A 20,566-nucleotide genomic window follows, 5' to 3' on the forward strand; every position below is an offset into this window, starting at 1 on the left:
ACCTATACCTTAATGGGTGTAATATAATACTTATAAATACGGAAGAATATGTTGCCGTGAGGAGAACAAATTAGAAAGGAGCGCTGAAATATGAAAAAGAGATCGAAGCGAATAATTATTGGTGTTATTGGATTTCTTCTCCTAACGGTGCTTGCCTTTGCGCTCTATTTCTATATGACTTTTTCAGGTAACATCATTGAGCGATTCAGCCAGCAAAGAGCAATCATTAAGGCATATGAAACAAGTTATGATGAAGATTTTAAGATTGTAAGTTCAAGCTACGACTATAAGCGCAAGGAATTTTCATTCAGGATATCTTCGCAGAGTCAGCCTGAAATAATATTCACTTCGACTCTGGATGAAGCGGACCGTATCGATCGATATGCGGCTGCCCGCAGTATAGATTATTTTCGTAAAGTCATATCTGAAGCATTTGGTAATGACTTTGATGATCTGCAATACAAAGTCAACATCTTTGAGGAGTACAATTCACCGGATCTTCTCGAACGTGACATGACCACTCGCCTAAGCCAGAACCAATATGTTGTTGATTTATCATGGGATCCGCCTGTCCTTGATACTTTGCAGGTTGATACCATTTTTAATGATATGACGCAGCGGATCTCAGCGCGTCTGGATACATCCATTGGCGGGCTGAAAATCCGCGCTGGAGTGTATGACGGAAAAGATTACTATATCACTGAGGTTGATCTAAGGTAATCATCAATGATTAAGACGGAAGGGCTAATGCATCTTAAGGAACTGCCGCAAAGAGGCCGGCAGTTCTTTTTTATCCTGATATCCATCTTCTGAACAAAAAATATAAACAAAAAATCAAAAATGAATGAACCGTTTGGTGTCGGCATTCGTATATGTTAGTAAGGGAGGTGGTAAAGTGCTCGATGATTACATAGAAAAACATGGAAGGCGCCTTTATGGTCTATGTCGGACACTGTGCCAAAACCCTGATGATGCCGATGATCTGTACCAGGAGACCTGGCTGAAGGTCCATCAAAAATTTGACCACTACAACCCTGAGTATGAATTTGAAGTTTGGCTGACACGGATATGCGTTAACACCTACAAGGATCAGTTGCGAAAGAAAAAACTCAGCCTGATCTTCGACCTATTTGACTCTCAGGAGGCGAAGGACGCAATACTTGAAAAAGCTGCCACGGAAGAAAAAGAGGACTTTAGTGACCTTCATGCTGCGGTGAAAAGACTTCCTGAAAAACTTCGACTGACAGTAGTCTTGTACTATTTCAGAGAGCTCGACATCGGTGAAACCGCAGCGATTTTAAATATTCCCCCAGGTACCGTCAAGTCCAGATTGAGTAAGTCCAGACTGCTGTTGAAGGAGATGATCAACGATGAAATTGAGCTATGATTTTGAACAATACCAGCCACCAAGACTCACTGAACAGATGCTCAATGCTGTTTTTCAAAAACGCCGTGAAGTTCGGCGCATGTTCCTTTTTGCCGCGGCGTCCAATCTATTTCTGATCAGCCTTGCTCTTCTGGCGCTTGCGCTGGCCCCATACTCCATGCTAGCCAGTGTTATCTGTCTCGTATTCCTGGGAATTTACCTGTCGGCAAGTGGAATATTGACTGTCCTGCTTACCAGAAAACTCATTGACCGTTACGGCAAAGCCTCTGCCGTACCCTTTGCACTCAATGCCTAAATCAGAAAGGAAGATGGATAAATGGATGCAGCATATTTTTACCTAATTTTTGTCGTAGCACTGTTTCTGGTGCTCCCCATCCTCATCGGAGTCTATGTATATCGGGATGCTAACAGCCGTGGGATGAATGCAGCTCTTTGGACTTTGATTGCGGCTCTGGCCCCATCCGGTATTGGCTTGATCATCTACCTGGTGGTTAGATCAGATTATAATAGTTTGGAATGTCCCAATTGTAAGGCCCCAATCCTTGAAGAATACTCCTCTTGCCCTAAATGCGGAACGAGCTTAAAGGCTAAGTGTACTAATTGCGGTAAAGCGATCGCTTCCGGTTGGCAAAACTGTGCTCATTGCGGAGAACCCGTTCCTGCAGATGCAATGATCCCTACTCTCCCAAAGCGTAAAGACAATGGGCTGGGCAAGATATTGGTGGCCGTCATTCTTATTCCCGTTCTAATCATATCCACTCTTGTTTTCGGGCTTGCCAGCTTCCGCAGCGGCCATCCGACCAGCGTTGGTTCAGTGGATGGCATGCGTATTGAGGACTTTGCAGAAAACAAGGTCGTATCGGATTGGCTCAAAAGTTGCGATGCATCCGGCACAGGAATTTATGTTCTGGAGTACCAGTATCCAAAAGATAAATCAAGTAATCTGAATCGATCGAACTATATCGTCTATCGAACTGGGCTTTCTAAGGATGTCAGCGTGGCAGCTGTTGGTTTCCAAAATTTCTTTAAGGAATCATTGCGAGTTGAATACAACGATTCTGAAATAACTGGAGCAACAGATTATCATATTTACCAGGTGGACTATTCTACCACAGCAAAGGTTCAACTTGAGGTTCTAGTGAATGGCCAGAAAGCGGATTATAAATTAACAACATCCACAAATCCACTGCTGTTTATCGATCCAGTTCCGTGGAGAAACGGCGCAGCCAATTTATATAAGCTTCGCCTGGATTATCTTGGTGATAACTCAGGAGTTAGTCGACTGGTCAAAGAAACTGGGCTTGAATTCGCAGGGGACTATACCCTCGAGCTGAAAACTTCGGAAAAACCTTATGGTTTAAGAGTTATTTATACTGACGCGATCATGGATTTTGAAACGAATATCTACTCACCTTACGCCACAGAGCTACTTGGCTTAATCAAGAATCTGGACTATGTTGAAATCACCGACGGTGAAAGTACATTTCGGCTGACAGCAGATGAAGCTTCTCAAACTCTGGGTCATGATGTGAAGGACTTTGGAACAGATCCATCCAAGCTTGAAGCGTATCTTAAGTCAATCTACGGTGATAACCAGTTCGACCAGTAGGTCAAATGACAACAGCTAAGCTTCAATTAATTATCCACCATGAAAGCAGATTTTGGTTTTCAACCTTGAGTATTATTAGTGAATAAAGCTATCAGAAATATGACTTCTATTCCAAACCACCTGAAAAGGTGGTTTTTTCATTAAGTGGCATCCTGACCGTTAAACGCGACGGTCAGAAAAACCCTACCAGACAACAGAAAAATCCATTCCTACTTTTGCGCGTAACATAGGAAAAAAGGAATATTTCGTGCAAATTCAAAAACAGAAAAGGAGAAGAAATCTATGGATGTATTGATTGTTGAACCTGAAAAAGCGCCGCGAATGGCCAGTATCAACGGTGACCTGAACTCCCTGCAGCAGGTTGTCGGCGGCTACATCGAAGCCGTCTATCCCTATGATGACCCGGTGGCCATTGTCTGTCATGAGGAAGGCAAGCTCATCGGCCTCCCGCTTAACCGAAAACTTGAGGACTACGACATCATCGCCGGGACCTTCATCGTCTGTGGGCTTGGCGAAGAGGATTTTGATTCCTTGACGCCTGAGCTGGCCGAGAAGTATCGGGAGAAATTTGCTGATCCTGAGATCTTCATGACGATGGGCAGCCGCATCGTCGCTATACCCATCAAACCTAAAGACGATCTGCATGTGGCCAAACCGAAACAGAAGTCCACGGAACCTGAGCTCTAAATCTTACAGAGCTTTACGAGTCTACTTATTTCAAATGCAAGATACGTATTTTTGTAAATTGAATTCACCTAACCACGAAAGGAGGAATTTTTCATGCAGGAAGAAGTAGAAAACAGGACCGTTGCCCTGGCCGTCAGTACCACCCGAATGACCGGACGTGTTCTGAAGGCCGCACTCATCAAGCTTTTGGCTGAAACGAAGAAGAGCCGGGACAGTCCGTCGCAGATCCCCCATGGCAAGCAGACGGTGAAGGAGCTTATTGGTCAAAATGCCGGTGTCTCCAACATTGAAATCACAGATAAAAACATCAAGTCCTTTGAACAGGTCGCCAGAAGGTACGGCGTGGACTACGCCCTAAAGAAGGACACCACCGGAGAGAAGCCCAAATATCTGGTCTTCTTCAAAGCCCGGGATGCTGACGCCCTCACCGCAGCCTTCACAGAATATACGGCGAAGGTCCTCAAAAAGGACAAACAGCATTCCATCCTGGAGCAGCTTGCTAAATTCAAGCTCCTGGTTCATGCCAAGGTCATGGACCGGGTGAAAAACAAAGACAAGGAGCTGACGCGATGACAGGAAAAATCAAGGGGATGCTCCTTTTAAACCTTCCCTATGTTCTCATTGCTCTGGCTGCCACGAAGCTGGGTGAGGCCTGGCGATACTCTCCCGGACTGGATATCTCCCAAAAAATCCTACATCTCATCGACGGATTCACTTTAGCTTTCCAATCACAATGGCCAAGCCTGCTTCCACAGGATCTGATCCTGGGCATTGGGATCTCAGTCGCCATCAAGCTGGCAGTTTATGTCAAAGGCAGAAACGCCAAAAAGTACCGTAAAAACATCGAATACGGCTCAGCCCGCTGGGGCAGACCCGAGGACATTAAGCCCTTTATTGATCCCACCTTTCGTAACAACGTCATCCTCACGGAGACAGAGCGCCTGACCATGAACAACCGCCCTAAGGACCCAAGGCTTGCTCGAATCAAAAACGTCATGGTGGTAGGTGGTTCCGGATCTGGTAAGACGCGGTTTTGGCTCAAGCCAAATCTCATGCAGTGCCATTCCAGCTATGTGGTCACCGATCCCAAGGGCAGCGTCGTAGTGGAATGCGGACAGCTTCTCCTGAGGGAAGGCTACAGGATCAAGATCCTCAACACCATCAACTTTAACAAATCCATGCACTACAATCCCTTTGCCTACATCAAGAGCGAAAAGGACATCCTCAAGCTGGTGACGGCCCTCATCGCCAACACCAAGGGTGAAGGGAAAGCCGGAGATGATTTCTGGGTCAAGGCGGAGACCCTTCTTTATACCGCGCTCATGGGCTACATCCACTATGAAGCGCCGGAAAGCGAGCGAAACTTCACGACCCTCATCGAGCTCATCAATGCCTCAGAGGTCCGGGAGGACGACGAGGACTTCCAGAACCCGGTGGATCTGATGTTCGCCGCTCTGGAAGAACGTGACTCGGAGCATTTTGCAGTCCGGCAGTACAAGAAATATAAGCTGGCTGCCGGTAAGACCGCCAAATCCATCCTCATCAGCTGCGGGGCCCGTCTGGCACCCTTTGATATCAAAGAGCTCAGAGACCTGACGGCCTACGACGAAATGGAACTGGATGCCCTGGGTGACCGGAAAACGGCGCTGTTCATTATCATCAGCGATACCGACGACACCTTCAACTTCCTGGTTTCCATGGCTTACACGCAGCTTTTCAATCTGCTGTGCGACAAGGCAGATGACGTCTATGGCGGACGTCTGCCTGTGCATGTGCGCTGCCTTATTGATGAGGCGGCGAATATCGGTCAAATTCCCAAGCTGGAAAAGCTGGTGGCCACCATCCGAAGCCGGGAAATCTCGGCCTGTCTGGTGCTGCAGGCTCAATCCCAGCTGAAGGCTCTCTATAAAGATCACTGCGACACCATCATCGGCAATATGGACAGCACGATCTTTCTGGGCGGCAAGGAGCGCACCACATTAAAGGAGCTTTCAGAAACCCTTGGGAAGGAGACCATCGACACCTTCAACACCGGGGAAAGCCGAGGTCGTGAGGTTTCCCACAGTCTGAACTCCCAGAAACTCGGAAAGGAGCTGATGAGCATCGACGAACTGGCCGTACTTGACGGCGGCAAGTGTATATTACAGCTGCGCGGGGTACGGCCTTTTCTCTCGAGCAAGTATGACATAACGAAGCACCCGAACTACAAGTACCTCTCGGATGCGGACCCGCGTAATGCCTTCAGCATCGAGAAGTACCTGTCCACCCGTCTCAAGCCAAAGCCGGATGAACTCTATGAGGTCTACCACATGGATCTGTCCGTCGAACCCGAAGCCGCCGAATGAGCGGCTTTTTTTATCTCAAAATTTAAAATAATGGAGGTCAATCAATGGAATTCTTCAACAGTGCAGTAGATGTACTTCAAACCCTCGTCGTCGCTCTCGGTGCAGGCCTTGCCATCTGGGGCGTCATCAACCTTCTCGAAGGCTACGGCAACGACAACCCCGGTGCCAATGCTCATGTACGGTAAGGAAGCAAGCAACCGAAAACAAGAGATAGACCGCCAGCACTACACTATTCCGAACCAAAGACCAAAAGATAAGCATTGTGGGAAAATCTAAACTTTTGGATTTTCCTACAATGCCGACTACGGCGGAATCCTTCCCACTCCTTATATCTTTATTTCCGTATACATTGAATTTGTATTTAGTAAATGCTATAATGTCCCTATTCAAATTATAAATGTGTTGAATTAGTTACATGTACATATTTTTTGTGCCGCATAAATACCCTGTTGAGGTTGTCGTTCTTTGTCCAGATGTGGAAACAATAAAAGGAAGGGAACGATACAGGGAGAAAACAGGCTATTCCGGCTTTACGGTTGAAACCTTATACGATACATTTATGCAGACAACACCACGGATCGGCTTTTGGCTGGACAATTCCAACCAAACACCACAGCAGACAGCAGAAACCATTCTGAACGCCAGAAAGTCGGTATGATTGTTACATATAAGGGGAAGAAAAATTTCTTTTAGGTACTTTCTTTCCTAAAACTAATGTGATATAATAGCATCATTCCAAAAAAGGAGTAAAAAATATGCGGCAAGGTATTCTTAAATAAAACTATAATCAAATAGTGGGAACAAAGGATTATGATAGTCCCTTTTGTGGGGGCTTGGTTTTTTGTACCCAATTTAAGAATACTTTTGCCTTATCAATTTTGACATATCCGAAAAACAGCAATCACAAACAGGTGTATGCTGTATATGTGTATGTCCGCAAATTATAATCCCCAGTGGTAAAAGTATTTTACTGCTGGGGATTTTTATGCCCTTTTGGGGCTGTAAAAGGAGGACAATCACATGAAAATAATCAATATTGGAATTCTCGCCCATGTAGACGCAGGAAAAACAACATTGACGGAAAGCCTGCTGTACACCAGTGGAGCGATTGCGGAACAAGGAAACGTGGATAAAGGAACTACAAGAACAGACACTATGATTTTGGAACGGCAGCGCGGAATTACCATTCAGACAGCGGTTACTTCTTTTTGCTGGAATGATTATAAAATCAATATCGTGGACACTCCCGGTCATATGGATTTTTTAACCGAAGCATACCGCTCTTTATCTGTCCTTGACGGAGCTGTTTTAGTCATTTCGGCAAAAGACGGCGTACAGGCACAAACCCGTATATTATTCCATGCGCTTCAGAAAATGGACATTCCGACAATTATCTTTATAAATAAGATAGACCAAAATGGGATCGACCTGCGGCGTGTTTACCAAAGCATTAAAGATAAACTTACCAGTGATATGATTGTCATGCAGGAGGTTTCCCTGTCGCCAAAGATAACCATGACCGATATTTCTGATTTGGACAAATGGGATATGATTATTTCCGGAAGCGATGAACTATTAGAACGATATGTTGCAGAGGATTCTTTGGATATACAGGAATTACAATATGAAAAGTGCAAAAGAACCAGATGCTGCTCTTTGTTTCCTGTTTATCATGGGAGTGCAAAAGACAATTTAGGAACAGAAAAACTGATTGAAGCGATTACAGAAACTTTCATTACAGAAACAGACGATATTCAGTCTGAATTATGTGGATATGTTTTTAAGGTTGAGTATACAGAGCGGAAAAAACGGCTTTCTTATTTACGCCTGTATCATGGGACGCTCCATTTACGGGATACCCTGCTGCTGTCAAAAAAGGAAAAAATAAAGATTACAGAAATGTGTATTCCGTCAAATGGTGAAATCGTCCCGGTTGACCATGCCTGTCCGGGAGAAATTGTTATTTTAGCTGATGATACTTTGAAACTGAACGACATTCTGGGAAATGAAAAACTCCTGCCTCACAAAACACGGATTGATAATCCCATGCCATTACTTCGGACAACGGTAGAGCCGCAAAAGCCGGAGCAAAGGGAAGCCCTGTTAAATGCCCTCACAGAGATTGCTGATACAGACCCTCTTTTGCATTTTGACATTGATACTGTTACACATGAGATTATATTATCTTTTTTGGGAAAAGTACAGTTAGAAGTTATTTGTTCGCTATTAGAAGAAAAATATCATGTGGGCGTGGCTATGAAAGAGCCTTCGGTTATTTATCTGGAAAGACCGCAAAAAAAAGCGAGCTACACGATTCATATTGAAGTGCCGCCGAATCCGTTTTGGGCATCTATTGGTTTGACTGTAACACCGCTTCCTGTTGGAAGCGGAACACAATATAAAAGCGAGGTATCTCTCGGCTATTTAAACCAAAGTTTTCAAAATGCCGTCATGGAGGGTGTGCGTTATGGAATGGAGCAGGGCTTATATGGCTGGGGAGTGACAGACTGCCAAATTTGTTTTGATTATGGAGTTTATTACAGCCCGGTCAGCACCCCCGCTGATTTTCGTTTTCTTGCGCCTGTCGTGTTGGAGCAGGCATTGAAAAAAGCAGGAACACAACTGTTGGAACCATACCTTTCCTTTACCCTTTTTGCACCGCAGGAATATCTTTCACGGGCTTATAATGACGCACCAAAGTATTGCGCAATCATTGAATCAACCAGACTTGAAAAAGATGAAGTTATTTTTAAGGGGGAAATCCCTGCCCGTTGTATTGGTGAATATAGAAATGATTTGAATTTTTATACAAATGGAAGAAGTGTCTGCATTACAGAATTAAAAGGGTATCAGGAAACTTCCGGCGAGCCTGTGTTTCAGCCACGCCGCCCGAACAGCCGTTTAGACAAGATCCGGCATATGTTTCAGAAGATAATGTAACATCTTGCGCAATGCAAACGTTCATTGCTGGCTATTGCGAAATATCATTGATAAAATCAGCATCAGAGAGGAGGAACCATTTTGAACCAGAAACAGACGGATATTACAACAGGAAAGCAAATACGTCATCTGCGAACACAATCGGGAATGACACAGGAAGAACTGGCTGGGAAATTGAATGTTACCCGGCAGGCGCTATCGAATTGGGAGAGAGATGTTAATGAACCCGATTTAAATACGTTGAAAAAAATTTGTTTTCTTTTTGGAGTCCACATGGACGATTTTGCGAAGGAGGTAATAACAAAAATGGAAACATGTGAAAAAAAGAGAAACGACAATTTAATAAGTATGATATGGCAATTGGACTTTTTTATGGTGTCGGGATATTTCTTGGCATTGGTATTTTCTTTGTTGGCGGTTTTATGACAATGTCGGGTGCAGGGTGGGGAGCATCACTATTTGGCGGTGGCTGTTTTTCTCTTGTATTTGGCTTGATATGCCATGCAGTTATTACATTGAGAAGAAATGACAAATGATGACATATCCTGCTTTCTAGTCTTTTCGGTCATATCGCGTAAAAAAGCCGCTGCTTTTGGCTTTCCAATAGCGGCGGCAAAGGGAAATATCCTTTGAATACCTTACAGAAGAAAAGTTTTGCAGCATTATAAAAATAAAAGCCTATACCATTTTGGAAAGAAAAGATACATAATAGTCAAGACGGCAACAATCAGAAGTTATGGAGGGTAACAATGGAATATAGTAAGGAAGATTTAATGGAAGCAAAAAGGCAAATTTTGGGAGTGGGAGAGAACATGGGAACAGAGGAAAGCAAAAAGATCTGGGAGAAAAACGCACAATTTTGGGATGATGCAATGGGTGACGAATCCAATGAATTTCACAGAGAGGTAGTACGTCCCAAAGTAACGGAACTTCTCTCTCCTGATCCTTCGGATTACATTTTGGATATTGCGTGCGGCAATGGAAATTATTCTTCGTATCTTGCACAGAGAGGCGCTTCGGTCGTCGCTTTTGATTACAGCAAAAAAATGATAGAATTGGCTAAAAGACGGCGATCACAATATGCAAAACAAATTGAGTTTTGCGTAGCGGATGCGACCAATAGAGAAAGCTTATTAGGATTAAAAAGAAATCGAGCCTTTACGAAAGCAGTTTCTAATATGGCAATTATGGATATTACGGATATTGAACCGCTTTTTATGGCTGTTTATGAACTATTGGAGGAAAACGGGATTTTTGTCTTTGCAACGCAGCACCCTTGTTTTATCACATTGACTGAAAAATATATGACACCGCACAGTTACTATGATATAGCGATCGAAGGGCAGCCGGAGGAGCAGATTTATTATCATCGTTCCATACAAGATATTTTTAACCTTTGTTTCAGAGCTGGATTTGTCATTGATGGATTTTATGAAGAATGTTTCAAAAACAATAAAGAAATTCCTATGGTAATGATAGTAAGGCTTAAAAAGGTAAAACGTGATAGCTTAAAATAAATTCAAGTTTGCCGGATAAATAGCAAACCCGGCCGAGCCAGTCAACGGTCAAGATGAACGGGCTTCGCCCGCCGTTGACAGCCCCGCCCGGTTTTGCAGTTAGGCAGTCAAGGAGCGACAGCCTAAAGTGCTGCCGCCCCTTACTATCATAAAAAGCAACTACTAACCAGCCACAGCCCTTTTGGGAGGAAAGGGGGATTTTCCATGACCTGTACAGAAGAATATCGGGAACATATCGAGTACACTTTCCATGCCTTTTGCAAAGTCGTTATCCGAAATGCAACGATCAACGCAGCGAGGACACGGAGCAGGAAGCACAAAAGAGAAATATCCCTTGAATACCTCACAGACGAAAAGCACTACCCTTTAGGCACGACAGATGAATATTTCCAAGCCCCGGAGCCGGACGAGGAATACATACTTACCCTTTGCGGCGATACGGTCATTTTCAGCAGCGGTTTACTTGCGGAAGCCCTGTCACGGCTGGACGAACGGGAGCGGGAAATGATTTACCTGTCCTTTTTCAAGCGTATTCCACAGCACGAAATTGGCAGACAGTACGGGCGCAGCCGCAGCACAGCGGGCTACCATATCCGAAAAGCCCTACGGCAGCTCCAAGCGGAAATGGAGGGAATGGCATATGAGAAATAATAGGCTTCTCCCCTATGAAACAATCGTCCAAGCCGCCAGCGGGGAGCCGGAAGCGGTGGGAACTGTATTGCAGTATTACCGCCGCCGCATACAATGTGCCGCCCGTGTGAATGGACGGGTAGACCAAGATACAGAGGACTACATCACCCAGACGCTTCTCACAGCTATTTTCAAGTTCCGCTTTGGGAGATAGCCCTACCGCCTACAACTGAATAACCGCCGCTTCGCCGGCAACCAGAAAGCAGTAAATCTATTCAACAGATTTGCTGCTTTTTTTCGTTCCTGTTTGGCATTTTTGAAAATCCCCAGTATGAAAAAACAAAAGGGAAAATAGCCGCCGCAGTTGGCAAAATCCCTTACTTATCCGTAGAGGGTATCAAAGAAAAAAATACTGCCATTGTCCGCCTATTCCGGCTTGCGTGGTGTTGTAGGGAATAGAGGGGAAATTCTAAAAATCTCCGTCCATTTTGCTTTGCGTGGTGTTGTAGGTAGTGAAAGGAAAATTTTCAAGATAAGCCGGAATAGCGGGTAGCAAAGCCCTTTTGAAACGTTTTGTTAGCGGAAAGGACGGGAGCCGGGGAACGCCGGAGTTTTTCAGAGCAAGATTCTACCGAGGTGCCAAAATTCGCTCTCCGCTTATTTTTGCCCCTGCGGGAATCTTGTTGGGGAGTGCCTTCCCCAAACCCTGCTATGCGCCCTGTCGGGCGAGAAAGGAGGTCACAGACCATGCGAAAGAAATACAATACGCCCCACCGCCGTCATGTGGTAAAGACCCGCATGACCGATGAAGAATACGCCGACTTCACCGGGCGGCTGGCGGCTTATGAAATCAGCCAGTCCGAGTTTATCCGGCAAGCCATACGGAAAGCGACCATACGCCCCATTGTCACCGTTTCCCCGGTCAATGACGGGCTGCTTGCCGCCCTCTCCAAGCTCACGGCAGAGTACGGGAAAATCGGCGGCAACTTAAACCAGATTGCCCGGAGCCTGAACGAATACGGAAGCCCCTACCGGGGGCTGGAAAAGGAAGTGCGGGGAGCCGCCGCCGACCTTGCCGCCTTGAAGTTTGAAGTCTTGCAGAAAGTAGGTGAAGCCGTTGGCGATACTCAAACATATCAGCTCTAAAAATGCCAACTACGGGGACGCTGAAAAATACCTCACATTCGAGCATGACGAGTTTACCATGAAGCCCACCCTTGACGCAGACGGGCGGCTCATACCGAGGGTAGACTACCGCATATCCTCTCTGAATTGTGGCGGGGAGGATTTTGCCGTTGCCTGTATGCGCTCCAATCTCCGCTACGGCAAGAACCAGAAACGGGAGGACGTAAAGAGCCACCACTACATCATCAGCTTTGACCCACGGGACGGCCCGGACAACGGCTTGACCGTTGATCGGGCGCAGGAGCTGGGCGAGAAGTTCTGCGCCGAGCATTTCCCCGGACACCAGGCCCTTGTCTGCACCCACCCGGACGGACACAGCCACACCGAAAATATCCATGTGCATATCGTCATTAACAGTCTGCGGATTGCGGAGGTTCCCATGCTGCCCCACATGGACAGGCCAGCGGACAGGAAAGCAGGCTGCAAGCACCGCTGTACGGACGCAGCTATGAACTATCTGAAAGCCGAAGTCATGGAGATGTGCCACAGCGAGGGGCTTTACCAGATAGACCTTTTGAACGGCAGCAAAGAACGCATTACCGAGCGTGAGTATTGGGCGCAGAAGAAAGGACAGGCTGCCCTTGACAGAGCCAACGCCCCTATTGCTGCGGACGGTATCGCGCCCCGGCAGACCAAGTTTGAAACGGATAAGGCGAAGCTGCGCCGGACTATCCGGGAAGCCCTTGCCGCTGCTTCCGGCTTTGATGAGTTTGCCGCCCTGCTTCTCCGGCATGGTGTGACCGTCAAGGAGAGCCGGGGGCGGCTAAGTTACCTCACGCCGGACAGGACGAAGCCAATTACCGCCCGGAAGCTGGGGGACGATTTTGACCGGGCTGCTGTCCTCTCCGTTTTGGAGCAGAACGCCGCCAGAGCCGCCGAAAAACCCGCAGCCATAGCGGAATACCCCGGCAGTATCAAAGACCGCTTACGGACGAAAAAAGAAGCGAAAAACGCCCCGAACAATGACGCTGTACAGCGCATGGTAGACATAGCCGCCAAGCGAGCCGAGGGGAAAGGACGGGGCTATGAGAAGTGGGCGACCATGCACAACCTCAAACAGATGTCGGCTACCCTCATGCTCTACCAGCAGTATGGCTTTTCTTCCCCGGACGAGCTGGACGCTGCCATTTCCGCAGCCAACACCGCCACGCAGGAGAGCCTTGCCGGACTGAAAGGGCTGGAAGCCGCTATCCGGGAGAAAAAGGAATTGCAGCGCAACCTTTTGGGCTATATCGGCACGAAGCCCGCCCGTGACGGTCTGAAAGCGCAGAAATCGGAGAAAGCCCGGAGAGCCTACCGGGAACAGCACGAAAGCGATTTTATCATAGCGGACACAGCCGCCCGTTATTTCCGGGAGCATGGAATAACCAAGCTGCCAGCCAGCAAAGCCCTGCAAAGGGAGATTGAGCAGCTTACCGTCCAGAAGAACGCCGGATATAACGACTACCGGGAGAAACGCCAGCGGGCGCAGGAGCTTCAGACAGTCAGACGCAATATCGACCAGATTTTAAGGGGCGCACCGAGCCAGCAGAAAAAGCGTGAACAGGAGCGTTAAAGACCGCCCCGAAATGATACCGAAACCCTACAAAAATACAGGTATGATATGAACCCTTACCGCAATACTCCCCGACTTCCAAACGGGGCTTACAGGGCAGAAAAAGCCCGAAAATGATACCGAGAACATACAGAAAATGCCCCCTATCCCGCTACACCGATAGGAACGGCAGAAAGGAGCTTACCATTGCCGAGAATGAGCAAGAAGCGGCGGCTGGAATGGTCTTTCTTCCTCAACCACCGCAACCGTATCACTTACAACGACCTATGCCGGGGCTGCACCCGTGACTGCAAACAGAGCTTCCGGGCGGTTATCATACTATGCCCTCGCTATTATTCCAAACGCTGGAAAAAGGAGGACGCAGCCTATGGCAGATAACCGCAAATATTACTACCTCAAGCTGAAAGAGAGCTATTTTGACGATGATGCAATCGTTCTGCTGGAAAGTATGCAGGACGGCGTTATCTATTCCAACATTCTCTTGAAGCTGTACTTGAAATCGCTGAAAAACGGCGGGAAATTGCAGCTTGACGAGAATATCCCCTACACCGCCCAGATGATTGCGACCATTACCCGCCAGCAGGTAGGTACCGTAGAGAGAGCTTTGAAAATCTTTATGAAGCTGGGGCTTGTGGAGCCTTTGCCAAGCGGCGCACTCTACATGAGCAACATTGAGCTTTTAATCGGCCAGTCCTCTACCGAGGGGGAGCGCAAGCGCAGGGCGCGGCTGGCTTTGCAGGAACAAAAAGCCCTGCCGCAGACAGGGGCGGACAAATGTCCACCATATCGAGCGGACATTTGTCCACCAGAGATAGAGATAGAGAAAGAGATAGATATAGAAATAGAAAAAGAGAGAGAGTTAGAAACGGGACACCCCGCCCCCGCCGCCTATGGCAGATACCACAATGTCATTCTTTCCGATACGGAGCTTGACGGGCTGAAAACAGAGCTTCCCGGCAAGTGGGAGTATTACATTGACCGCCTATCCTGCCATATCGCTTCCAGCGGGAGGAAATACAAGAGCCATGCAGCCACGATTTTCAAGTGGGCGCAGGAGGACGCAGCCAAGAAAGCCCCGAAAAAGGGCATACCCGATTATACCTGTAAGGAGGGCGAGAGCTTATGACGAATGGATTTGATGAAATGATTTTGAATATGACCGACACCACGCCGGAGCCGGAGGACTACACCGGCGAGGACGGGCTTTTATACTGCGGGAAGTGCCACAAGCCCAAAGAGGGCTATTTCCCCAAAGAAACCGCCGCATGGCTGGGGCGTGACCGCCACCCGGCAGAATGTGACTGCCAGCGGGCAGAGCGTGAGGAACGGGAAGCCGCAGAGAAACAGCGCAGTCACCTTGAAACTGTCGAGCGGTTGAAGCGGCGGGGCTTTACAGACCCGGCTATGCAGGGCTGGACGTTTGAGAACGACAACGGCAAGTGCCCGCAAATGGAACACGCCCATTTCTATGTGGAGAACTGGGAAACCATGAAAGAGCGCAACATTGGCTATCTGCTATGGGGCGGCGTTGGCACAGGCAAGAGCTATTTTGCGGGCTGTATCGCAAATGCCCTTATGGAGCGTGAAATCCCCGTGTGCATGACAAACTTTGCATTGATATTGGGTGACCTTGCCGCCAGCTTTGAGGGCAGGAATGAATATATCTCCCGACTTTGCAGCTTCCCGCTGCTTATCCTTGACGATTTTGGAATGGAACGGGGAACGGAATACGGCTTAGAGCAGGTCTACAACGTGATTGACAGCCGTTACCGCAGCGGCAGGCCGCTGATCGTCACGACTAATCTCACGCTGGAGGACTTGCAGCACCCGGAGGACACCGCCCACGCCCGCATTTATGACCGTCTGATTGAAATGTGTTCTCCTGTCCGCTTTACCGGGAGCAACTTCCGAAAAGCCACGGCGCAGGAGAAAATGGGACAACTGAAAAAGCTGATGAACAGAAAGGAGAGCCGCCTATGACCAACACCCCAAAGAATGACCGCAGCACCCGCCGCCCGGATTGCGTGACGGAAATCCGCATAGGTAATTCTGTCCTTGTCGTTTCCGGCTATTTCAAGCAGGACACCACCGCCACCGCCGCCGATAAAATGCTGAAAGTGCTGGAAGCGGAAGCTGCTACACAAAAATCGGCAATTTGACGGGACGTAAAGAAGCAGAAAGGACTGTACAGCCAGCCCCGGCGTGTGGTATGATAGTCATACGGAATAGTGGGGCTGGCTGTCGGAAATGGAGGACACTATGTTAAGACAGACCACCCGAAACCTTATTACCGCCCTTTATCCGAGATTATCCCACGAGGACGAGCTGCAAGGTGAGAGCAATTCTATTTCAAACCAGAAGCGTATTCTTGAAACCTATGCGAAGCAGAACGGCTTTTCCAATCTGCAATGGTACACAGATGACGGTTATTCTGGGGCGAACTTCCAAAGACCCGGTTTTCAAGCCATGCTTGCGGACATTGAAGCCGGAAAAGTCGGCACCGTTATCGTCAAGGATATGTCACGGTTAGGGCGAAACTATCTGCAAGTGGGAATGTATACGGAAATGATTTTCCCACAGAAAGGCGTCCGCTTTATCGCTATCAATGACGGAGTGGACAGCGCACAGGGCGACAATGATTTTGCCCCTCTGCGGAACATTTTTAACGAATGGCTGGTGAGAGATACGAGCAAGAAAATCAAAGCAGTAAAACGGTCTAAGGGTATGAGCGGGAAGCCCGTCACGAGCAAACCCGTATACGGCTACTTTATGGACGAGGACGAAAATTTTATCATTGACGGGGAAGCCGCCCCTGTTGTGCGGCAGATTTACAGCTTGTGCCTTGCCGGGAACGGGCCGACCAAGATAGCCCGTATGCTCACAGAGCAGGAGATCCCCACGCCGGGAACGCTGGAATACCGTCGGACGGGAAGCACCCGCCGCTACCACCCCGGCTATGAGTGCAAGTGGGCGACCAATACCGTGGTACATATCCTTGAAAACAGGGAGTACACGGGCTGTCTGGTAAACTTCAAGACGGAGAAGCCGTCCTACAAGACCAAGCACAGCGTAGAGAACCCCATTGAGAAACAGGCGATTTTCGAGAACCACCATGAGCCTATCATTGACACCCAGATGTGGGAGCGTGTGCAGGAGTTACGCAAGCAGCGCAAACGCCCGAACCGCTATGATGAAGTGGGCTTATTCTCCGGCATACTCTTTTGTGCCGACTGCGGCAGCGTCCTTTACCAGCAGCGTTACCAGAACGCCACCCGCAAGCAGGATTGTTATATCTGCGGGAGCTACAAGAAGCGTACCCGTGACTGTACGGCGCACTTTATCCGCACCGACCTGTTGACCGCCGGAGTGACCGACAATCTGCGGAAAGTCACCAGCTATGCAGCGAAGCACGAAGCCCGGTTTATGAAGCTGCTGATCGAGCAGAACGAGGACGGGGGCAAGCGCAGGAACGCCGCAAGGAAAAAGGAGCTGGAAGCCGCCGAGAAGCGTATCAGCGAGTTATCCGCTATCTTCAAGCGGCTGTATGAGGACAGCGTGACCGGGCGCATTTCAGACGAGCGTTTCACGGAGCTGTCGGCAGACTATGAAGCCGAGCAGAAAGAACTGAAAGAGAGAGCCGCCGCTATCCGGGCAGAGCTTTCCAAAGCGCAGGAAGCCACGGTAAACGCAGAAAAGTTTATGAATGTTGTCCGCAAGTACACCAGCTTTGAAGAACTTACCCCTACCCTTTTGCGTGAGTTTGTGGAGAAAATCGTTGTGCATGAGTGCAGCTATGACGAGAACGGCACACGCAGACAGGACATTGATATTTATTACTCTTTCGTTGGCAAGGTAGACCTGCCCGAATGACCGCCCGACCTATCCGGCGCAATGCGCAAACGCCGGATAGGAACGGCAAAATTTTTTACACTTCTACTACTTCTTTATCACACATCAGCAAAGTCCCAGGGCATGAAGCAGCTCATGGCGGGCGGCGGTGTCGCACTGATCGGCATCGTACTGGTGCCGCTGCTTTCCGGTTTGTTTGGATAAATTATGAATTGAATTTAAAAGACGCCTGCTTTATTTAAGCTGGCGTCTTCAAAATTAGTTCATACTATCAACAAAATATTGTAGTTCACTTATTAGTTGTTTTTCCTTAGTATTATTCATGGGTCCTAGTGAATATCCAGTTATTTCATACAGATTATTACCACGTTGAAATGTTCCAATTACTCGAGTGTACTCACCTTCCGGATAGTTTTCACCTGGTTGAAAATCAGAATTAGCATTACTTACCGTCCACTTAACATCTTCATTCTTTTCATTAATCACTTTTGATGATGAAATAAATATTTGAAAAAATGAAGAATCCGATAGTTTCGTTGGTGTAATTACAATATTGTAACCATCCCAAGCGCCATATTGTTTACTTCTTTCTATTGATACACTCTCTTTTGAAGTGTGTAGATGTGGATTGCCTTTATTCGTTGAATAACTAGGTATAAGGATGCTGGAGTCTTTTAGAAATACATCAATCTCCTCAATCGTCGACAAATCTTTTGTATTTACGAGATATTCATTAAAAATAAATGGTCGAGCTAAGAAGATTAAACTTGCTAATATAGCTATACCAATAAGCAGCAAAATAATTTTATTTTTCAAGATATGTTGCCCCCTTTATTTAACATTAAGTTAAGCAAGAAATCCAATATGGTAATTTCAAATGATTGGTTAATTAAATCGCTACACACAAAATCAATAATAGTTACTTTATGTTACCATAATTATCAGTTTTTGTGTATAAGCTTTAATTACATCTAAATATTGAATTTATACATATAGGTTTCATAATTAGAGGGGACATAAATTTTTGGCATAATATATCCTGATGTGCTGTTAACAACACTAGAATACCAACCGGTATGTATAAGAAAATCATAAGACCCATCGCTGAAGTACTTATAACCATATACAGCCATCGTATGCCAGTCATACACGCCAGTAAATAGAGTTGTGGTTATCATACCAGGAATATTATTATCGATCTGATTCGTGATATAAGTTGGATTACTTCTGAATAATCGCCAGTCAACCGAAACAGTTGTGTTCGGTAAATGCTGAGATTTATATCTATTTACAGGGTTTCTTATGCCATCTGCATAGCTCATAGTCCCCATGCCGCAAGATATAAGGAGTAGGTGCAGTTTTTGTGCTTTTGCATAGGAGGTAGAAGAATAAGTTGTCCCAATGAGGTTTTCTGACATATATGTGCTATCTGGTACATACCAAGCTGAGCGAGTCCTATTAAGGTAAGTTAAAACAATACTCGTAGCGACGGCAGAGCAAGTCCCATTAACATTGTTACCGAATGCCTGCCGTTGGATGCTTAGTGGCGATGATACAGAGACCGTTCTTATTAGACTTGCAGCACTTGCGTAAACTTGATCAGTTTGATAATTTAAATTATTTTGTAAGACGCTCTCACCACTCGTTTCAGTAAGAATTACTCCTTTTATCTTTGGAGATTTAGTGTAATATTTATCTTCATTAATGCTAAAGTATTTATCTTCTGTTTTTATATAGTAGCAGAGAGGCCCTCCATAATAAGGTTTTTCGTCTTTAAAGTTTGAAAATGGAACAATACAATCAAAACCATATTCCATAACCTCCCCATTACTTATATCCAAGATGAGGTATGATGAACTATCAAAATACATGCGCCATTGGATTACTTCATTTTCGTTATAAAGATCCAGTGTTTGATATGTTCCATTGAAACCTTTGCTCTCAAGAACTGTATGATAAAAAGAATCAACATTGGGTGCAGCAAGAGGGGATTCATTGGCATTGTTCGCATATACCTGAATCGATGAAAATGCTAATAAAACTATCAACATGGTACAAATGGTTTGTTTTACAAAATTCATATTATCCTCCTAAGTCGCTACTCATATAATCACCAATTACTAACTACCTCCTTTGATCATAGGGTACTAATATTGCTTAATTATTTGTGAAGTTTGAGATAAACTTCACGCAATATTAACATTTCTGGTTAAATATTTATCTAAGTAAAGTTGGTCTTTGAGATAAGTGAGTAAAATTGTTGTACCCTTCAACACCGGGGAAAGCCGAGGCCGTGGGGTTTCCCACAGTCTGAACTCCCAGAAACTCGGAAAGGAGCTGATGAGCATCGACGAACTGGCCGTACTTGACGGCGGCAAGTGTATATTACAGCTGCGCGGGGTGCGGCCTTTTCTCTCGAGCAAGTACGACATCACCAAACACCCCAACTACAAGTACCTCTCCGATGCGGACCCGCGAAACGCCTTCAACATCGAGAAGTACCTGTCCACCCGTCTCAAGCCCAAACCGGATGAAATCTATGAGGTCTACCACATGGATCTGTCCGCCGAACCCGAAGCCGCCGAATGAGCGGCTTTTTTCATCTCAAAATTTAAAATAATGGAGGTCAATCAATGGAATTCTTTAACAGTGCAGTAGATGTACTTCAAACCCTCGTCGTCGCTCTCGGTGCAGGCCTTGCCATCTGGGGCGTCATCAACCTTCTTGAAGGCTACGGTAACGATAACCCCGGTGCCAAGTCCCAGGGCATGAAGCAGCTCATGGCGGGCGGCGGTATCGCCCTGATCGGCATCGTACTGGTGCCGCTGCTTTCCGGTCTGTTCGGTTAATCGGGTAGAAAGC

General features: G+C 46.7%; 23 protein-coding genes and 3 pseudogenes. 24 read left to right on the forward strand and 2 right to left on the reverse strand.

Annotated features, from left to right (window positions below; all coding sequences use genetic code 11):
• Window positions 1–90 precede the first annotated feature (90 nt).
• From P6M73_RS03245 to P6M73_RS16820, 22 genes and pseudogenes are all read left to right on the forward strand, one after another.
• Window positions 91–720 (forward strand): hypothetical protein, encoded by a 630-nt coding sequence (locus tag P6M73_RS03245; protein ID WP_277854713.1) that lies wholly within the window; start codon window positions 91–93, stop codon window positions 718–720.
• A gap of 175 nt (window positions 721–895) precedes the next feature.
• Window positions 896–1,387, forward strand: a complete 492-nt coding sequence (locus P6M73_RS03250; protein WP_277854714.1) for an RNA polymerase sigma factor — start codon at window positions 896–898, stop codon at window positions 1,385–1,387.
• A complete protein-coding gene (locus tag P6M73_RS03255) occupies window positions 1,371–1,682 on the forward strand; it encodes a hypothetical protein (protein ID WP_277854715.1) in 312 nt (103 codons plus the stop codon). Before P6M73_RS03250 ends, P6M73_RS03255 begins: the two co-directional genes overlap by 17 nt.
• 21 nt (window positions 1,683–1,703) lie before the next feature.
• Complete coding sequence (locus tag P6M73_RS03260; protein ID WP_277854716.1) at window positions 1,704–2,996, forward strand: DUF4825 domain-containing protein; 1,293 nt, start codon at window positions 1,704–1,706, stop codon at window positions 2,994–2,996.
• Between the two features lie 282 nt (window positions 2,997–3,278).
• Window positions 3,279–3,683, forward strand: a complete 405-nt coding sequence (locus tag P6M73_RS03265; protein WP_277854717.1) for a DUF3846 domain-containing protein — start codon at window positions 3,279–3,281, stop codon at window positions 3,681–3,683.
• Window positions 3,684–3,776: 93 nt separating this feature from the next.
• Complete coding sequence (locus P6M73_RS03270; protein ID WP_277854718.1) at window positions 3,777–4,256, forward strand: PcfB family protein; 480 nt, start codon at window positions 3,777–3,779, stop codon at window positions 4,254–4,256.
• The gene (locus tag P6M73_RS03275) at window positions 4,253–6,028 is read left to right on the forward strand and encodes a VirD4-like conjugal transfer protein, CD1115 family (protein ID WP_277854719.1); all 1,776 of its coding nucleotides are present in this window, start codon (window positions 4,253–4,255) and stop codon (window positions 6,026–6,028) included. The genes P6M73_RS03270 and P6M73_RS03275 overlap by 4 nt, the downstream gene beginning before the upstream one ends.
• A gap of 44 nt (window positions 6,029–6,072) precedes the next feature.
• Window positions 6,073–6,201: pseudogene (locus P6M73_RS03280) on the forward strand (Maff2 family mobile element protein); the annotation flags it as partial.
• Between the two features lie 242 nt (window positions 6,202–6,443).
• The gene (locus P6M73_RS03285) at window positions 6,444–6,686 is read left to right on the forward strand and encodes a hypothetical protein (RefSeq protein WP_005946711.1); all 243 of its coding nucleotides are present in this window, start codon (window positions 6,444–6,446) and stop codon (window positions 6,684–6,686) included.
• Between the two features lie 362 nt (window positions 6,687–7,048).
• Complete coding sequence (gene tet(32) / locus P6M73_RS03290) at window positions 7,049–8,968, forward strand: tetracycline resistance ribosomal protection protein Tet(32) (protein WP_002602099.1); 1,920 nt, start codon at window positions 7,049–7,051, stop codon at window positions 8,966–8,968.
• Between the two features lie 81 nt (window positions 8,969–9,049).
• Entirely contained in the window at window positions 9,050–9,394 is a 345-nt protein-coding gene (locus P6M73_RS03295; RefSeq protein ID WP_002602098.1) for a helix-turn-helix domain-containing protein, read from the forward strand.
• Window positions 9,395–9,717: 323 nt separating this feature from the next.
• Window positions 9,718–10,485 carry a class I SAM-dependent methyltransferase gene (locus tag P6M73_RS03300; protein ID WP_002602097.1) on the forward strand — a complete coding sequence of 256 codons (768 nt, stop codon included), beginning with the start codon at window positions 9,718–9,720 and terminating at the stop codon, window positions 10,483–10,485.
• A 204-nt stretch (window positions 10,486–10,689) separates the two neighbouring features.
• Window positions 10,690–11,136, forward strand: coding sequence for an RNA polymerase sigma factor (locus tag P6M73_RS03305; RefSeq protein ID WP_002602096.1), 447 nt, complete (start codon window positions 10,690–10,692; stop codon window positions 11,134–11,136).
• Complete coding sequence (locus tag P6M73_RS03310) at window positions 11,126–11,329, forward strand: helix-turn-helix domain-containing protein (RefSeq protein WP_002602095.1); 204 nt, start codon at window positions 11,126–11,128, stop codon at window positions 11,327–11,329. Before P6M73_RS03305 ends, P6M73_RS03310 begins: the two co-directional genes overlap by 11 nt.
• Before the next feature lie 533 nt (window positions 11,330–11,862).
• Window positions 11,863–12,261: a plasmid mobilization protein gene (locus P6M73_RS03315; RefSeq protein WP_002602094.1), complete on the forward strand. Its 399-nt coding sequence runs from the start codon at window positions 11,863–11,865 to the stop codon at window positions 12,259–12,261.
• Window positions 12,233–13,855, forward strand: coding sequence for a relaxase/mobilization nuclease domain-containing protein (locus tag P6M73_RS03320; RefSeq protein WP_002602093.1), 1,623 nt, complete (start codon window positions 12,233–12,235; stop codon window positions 13,853–13,855). Before P6M73_RS03315 ends, P6M73_RS03320 begins: the two co-directional genes overlap by 29 nt.
• Before the next feature lie 186 nt (window positions 13,856–14,041).
• Window positions 14,042–14,233, forward strand: a complete 192-nt coding sequence (locus P6M73_RS03325) for a hypothetical protein (protein ID WP_006058351.1) — start codon at window positions 14,042–14,044, stop codon at window positions 14,231–14,233.
• On the forward strand, window positions 14,223–14,981 hold the full coding sequence (locus tag P6M73_RS03330) for a phage replisome organizer N-terminal domain-containing protein (protein ID WP_002605636.1): 759 nt from the start codon (window positions 14,223–14,225) through the stop codon (window positions 14,979–14,981). Before P6M73_RS03325 ends, P6M73_RS03330 begins: the two co-directional genes overlap by 11 nt.
• Window positions 14,978–15,835, forward strand: coding sequence for an ATP-binding protein (locus P6M73_RS03335; RefSeq protein WP_002605635.1), 858 nt, complete (start codon window positions 14,978–14,980; stop codon window positions 15,833–15,835). Before P6M73_RS03330 ends, P6M73_RS03335 begins: the two co-directional genes overlap by 4 nt.
• Complete coding sequence (locus P6M73_RS03340; protein WP_002605634.1) at window positions 15,832–16,014, forward strand: transposon-encoded TnpW family protein; 183 nt, start codon at window positions 15,832–15,834, stop codon at window positions 16,012–16,014. The genes P6M73_RS03335 and P6M73_RS03340 overlap by 4 nt, the downstream gene beginning before the upstream one ends.
• A 100-nt stretch (window positions 16,015–16,114) precedes the next feature.
• The gene (locus P6M73_RS03345; RefSeq protein ID WP_002605633.1) at window positions 16,115–17,725 is read left to right on the forward strand and encodes a recombinase family protein; all 1,611 of its coding nucleotides are present in this window, start codon (window positions 16,115–16,117) and stop codon (window positions 17,723–17,725) included.
• An 87-nt stretch (window positions 17,726–17,812) separates the two neighbouring features.
• Window positions 17,813–17,908 (forward strand): annotated as a pseudogene (locus P6M73_RS16820) (Maff2 family mobile element protein); the annotation flags it as partial.
• Window positions 17,909–17,962: 54 nt separating this feature from the next.
• Here the strand turns inward: P6M73_RS16820 and P6M73_RS03355 are convergent.
• Both P6M73_RS03355 and P6M73_RS03360 read right to left on the reverse strand, forming a co-directional pair.
• The gene (locus P6M73_RS03355) at window positions 17,963–18,520 is read right to left on the reverse strand and encodes a hypothetical protein (RefSeq protein WP_277854722.1); all 558 of its coding nucleotides are present in this window, start codon (window positions 18,518–18,520) and stop codon (window positions 17,963–17,965) included.
• Window positions 18,521–18,675: 155 nt separating this feature from the next.
• Entirely contained in the window at window positions 18,676–19,785 is a 1,110-nt protein-coding gene (locus P6M73_RS03360) for a hypothetical protein (RefSeq protein ID WP_277854723.1), read from the reverse strand.
• 187 nt (window positions 19,786–19,972) lie between these two features.
• Between P6M73_RS03360 and P6M73_RS03365 the strand changes: the two are divergent.
• Together P6M73_RS03365 and P6M73_RS03370 are read left to right on the forward strand one after the other, a co-directional pair.
• A pseudogene (locus P6M73_RS03365) lies at window positions 19,973–20,293 on the forward strand (VirD4-like conjugal transfer protein, CD1115 family); the annotation flags it as partial.
• A 44-nt stretch (window positions 20,294–20,337) separates the two neighbouring features.
• Window positions 20,338–20,553 carry a Maff2 family mobile element protein gene (locus P6M73_RS03370; protein WP_277854724.1) on the forward strand — a complete coding sequence of 72 codons (216 nt, stop codon included), beginning with the start codon at window positions 20,338–20,340 and terminating at the stop codon, window positions 20,551–20,553.
• Window positions 20,554–20,566 lie beyond the last annotated feature (13 nt).

This window comes from Anaerococcoides asporogena, assembly GCF_029590275.1.
GTDB lineage: Bacteria > Bacillota > Clostridia > Clostridiales > Clostridiaceae > JG1575.

Excerpts from the sequence above, each read along its gene's own strand:
- P6M73_RS03345 (WP_002605633.1), top strand. The coding sequence starts at position 16,115 with ATGTTAAGACAGACCACCCGAAACCTTATTACCGCCCTTTATCCGAGA.
- P6M73_RS03275 (WP_277854719.1), top strand. The coding sequence starts at position 4,253 with ATGACAGGAAAAATCAAGGGGATGCTCCTTTTAAACCTTCCCTATGTT.
- P6M73_RS03265 (WP_277854717.1), top strand. The coding sequence starts at position 3,279 with ATGGATGTATTGATTGTTGAACCTGAAAAAGCGCCGCGAATGGCCAGT.
- P6M73_RS03330 (WP_002605636.1), top strand. The coding sequence starts at position 14,223 with ATGGCAGATAACCGCAAATATTACTACCTCAAGCTGAAAGAGAGCTAT.
- P6M73_RS03340 (WP_002605634.1), top strand. The coding sequence starts at position 15,832 with ATGACCAACACCCCAAAGAATGACCGCAGCACCCGCCGCCCGGATTGC.
- P6M73_RS03285 (WP_005946711.1), top strand. The coding sequence starts at position 6,444 with ATGTACATATTTTTTGTGCCGCATAAATACCCTGTTGAGGTTGTCGTT.
- P6M73_RS03335 (WP_002605635.1), top strand. The coding sequence starts at position 14,978 with ATGACGAATGGATTTGATGAAATGATTTTGAATATGACCGACACCACG.
- P6M73_RS03300 (WP_002602097.1), top strand. The coding sequence starts at position 9,718 with ATGGAATATAGTAAGGAAGATTTAATGGAAGCAAAAAGGCAAATTTTG.
- P6M73_RS03315 (WP_002602094.1), top strand. The coding sequence starts at position 11,863 with ATGCGAAAGAAATACAATACGCCCCACCGCCGTCATGTGGTAAAGACC.
- P6M73_RS03305 (WP_002602096.1), top strand. The coding sequence starts at position 10,690 with ATGACCTGTACAGAAGAATATCGGGAACATATCGAGTACACTTTCCAT.
- P6M73_RS03370 (WP_277854724.1), top strand. The coding sequence starts at position 20,338 with ATGGAATTCTTTAACAGTGCAGTAGATGTACTTCAAACCCTCGTCGTC.
- P6M73_RS03270 (WP_277854718.1), top strand. The coding sequence starts at position 3,777 with ATGCAGGAAGAAGTAGAAAACAGGACCGTTGCCCTGGCCGTCAGTACC.
- P6M73_RS03245 (WP_277854713.1), top strand. The coding sequence starts at position 91 with ATGAAAAAGAGATCGAAGCGAATAATTATTGGTGTTATTGGATTTCTT.
- P6M73_RS03310 (WP_002602095.1), top strand. The coding sequence starts at position 11,126 with ATGAGAAATAATAGGCTTCTCCCCTATGAAACAATCGTCCAAGCCGCC.
- P6M73_RS03260 (WP_277854716.1), top strand. The coding sequence starts at position 1,704 with ATGGATGCAGCATATTTTTACCTAATTTTTGTCGTAGCACTGTTTCTG.
- P6M73_RS03360 (WP_277854723.1), bottom strand. The coding sequence starts at position 19,785 with ATGAATTTTGTAAAACAAACCATTTGTACCATGTTGATAGTTTTATTA.
- P6M73_RS03255 (WP_277854715.1), top strand. The coding sequence starts at position 1,371 with ATGAAATTGAGCTATGATTTTGAACAATACCAGCCACCAAGACTCACT.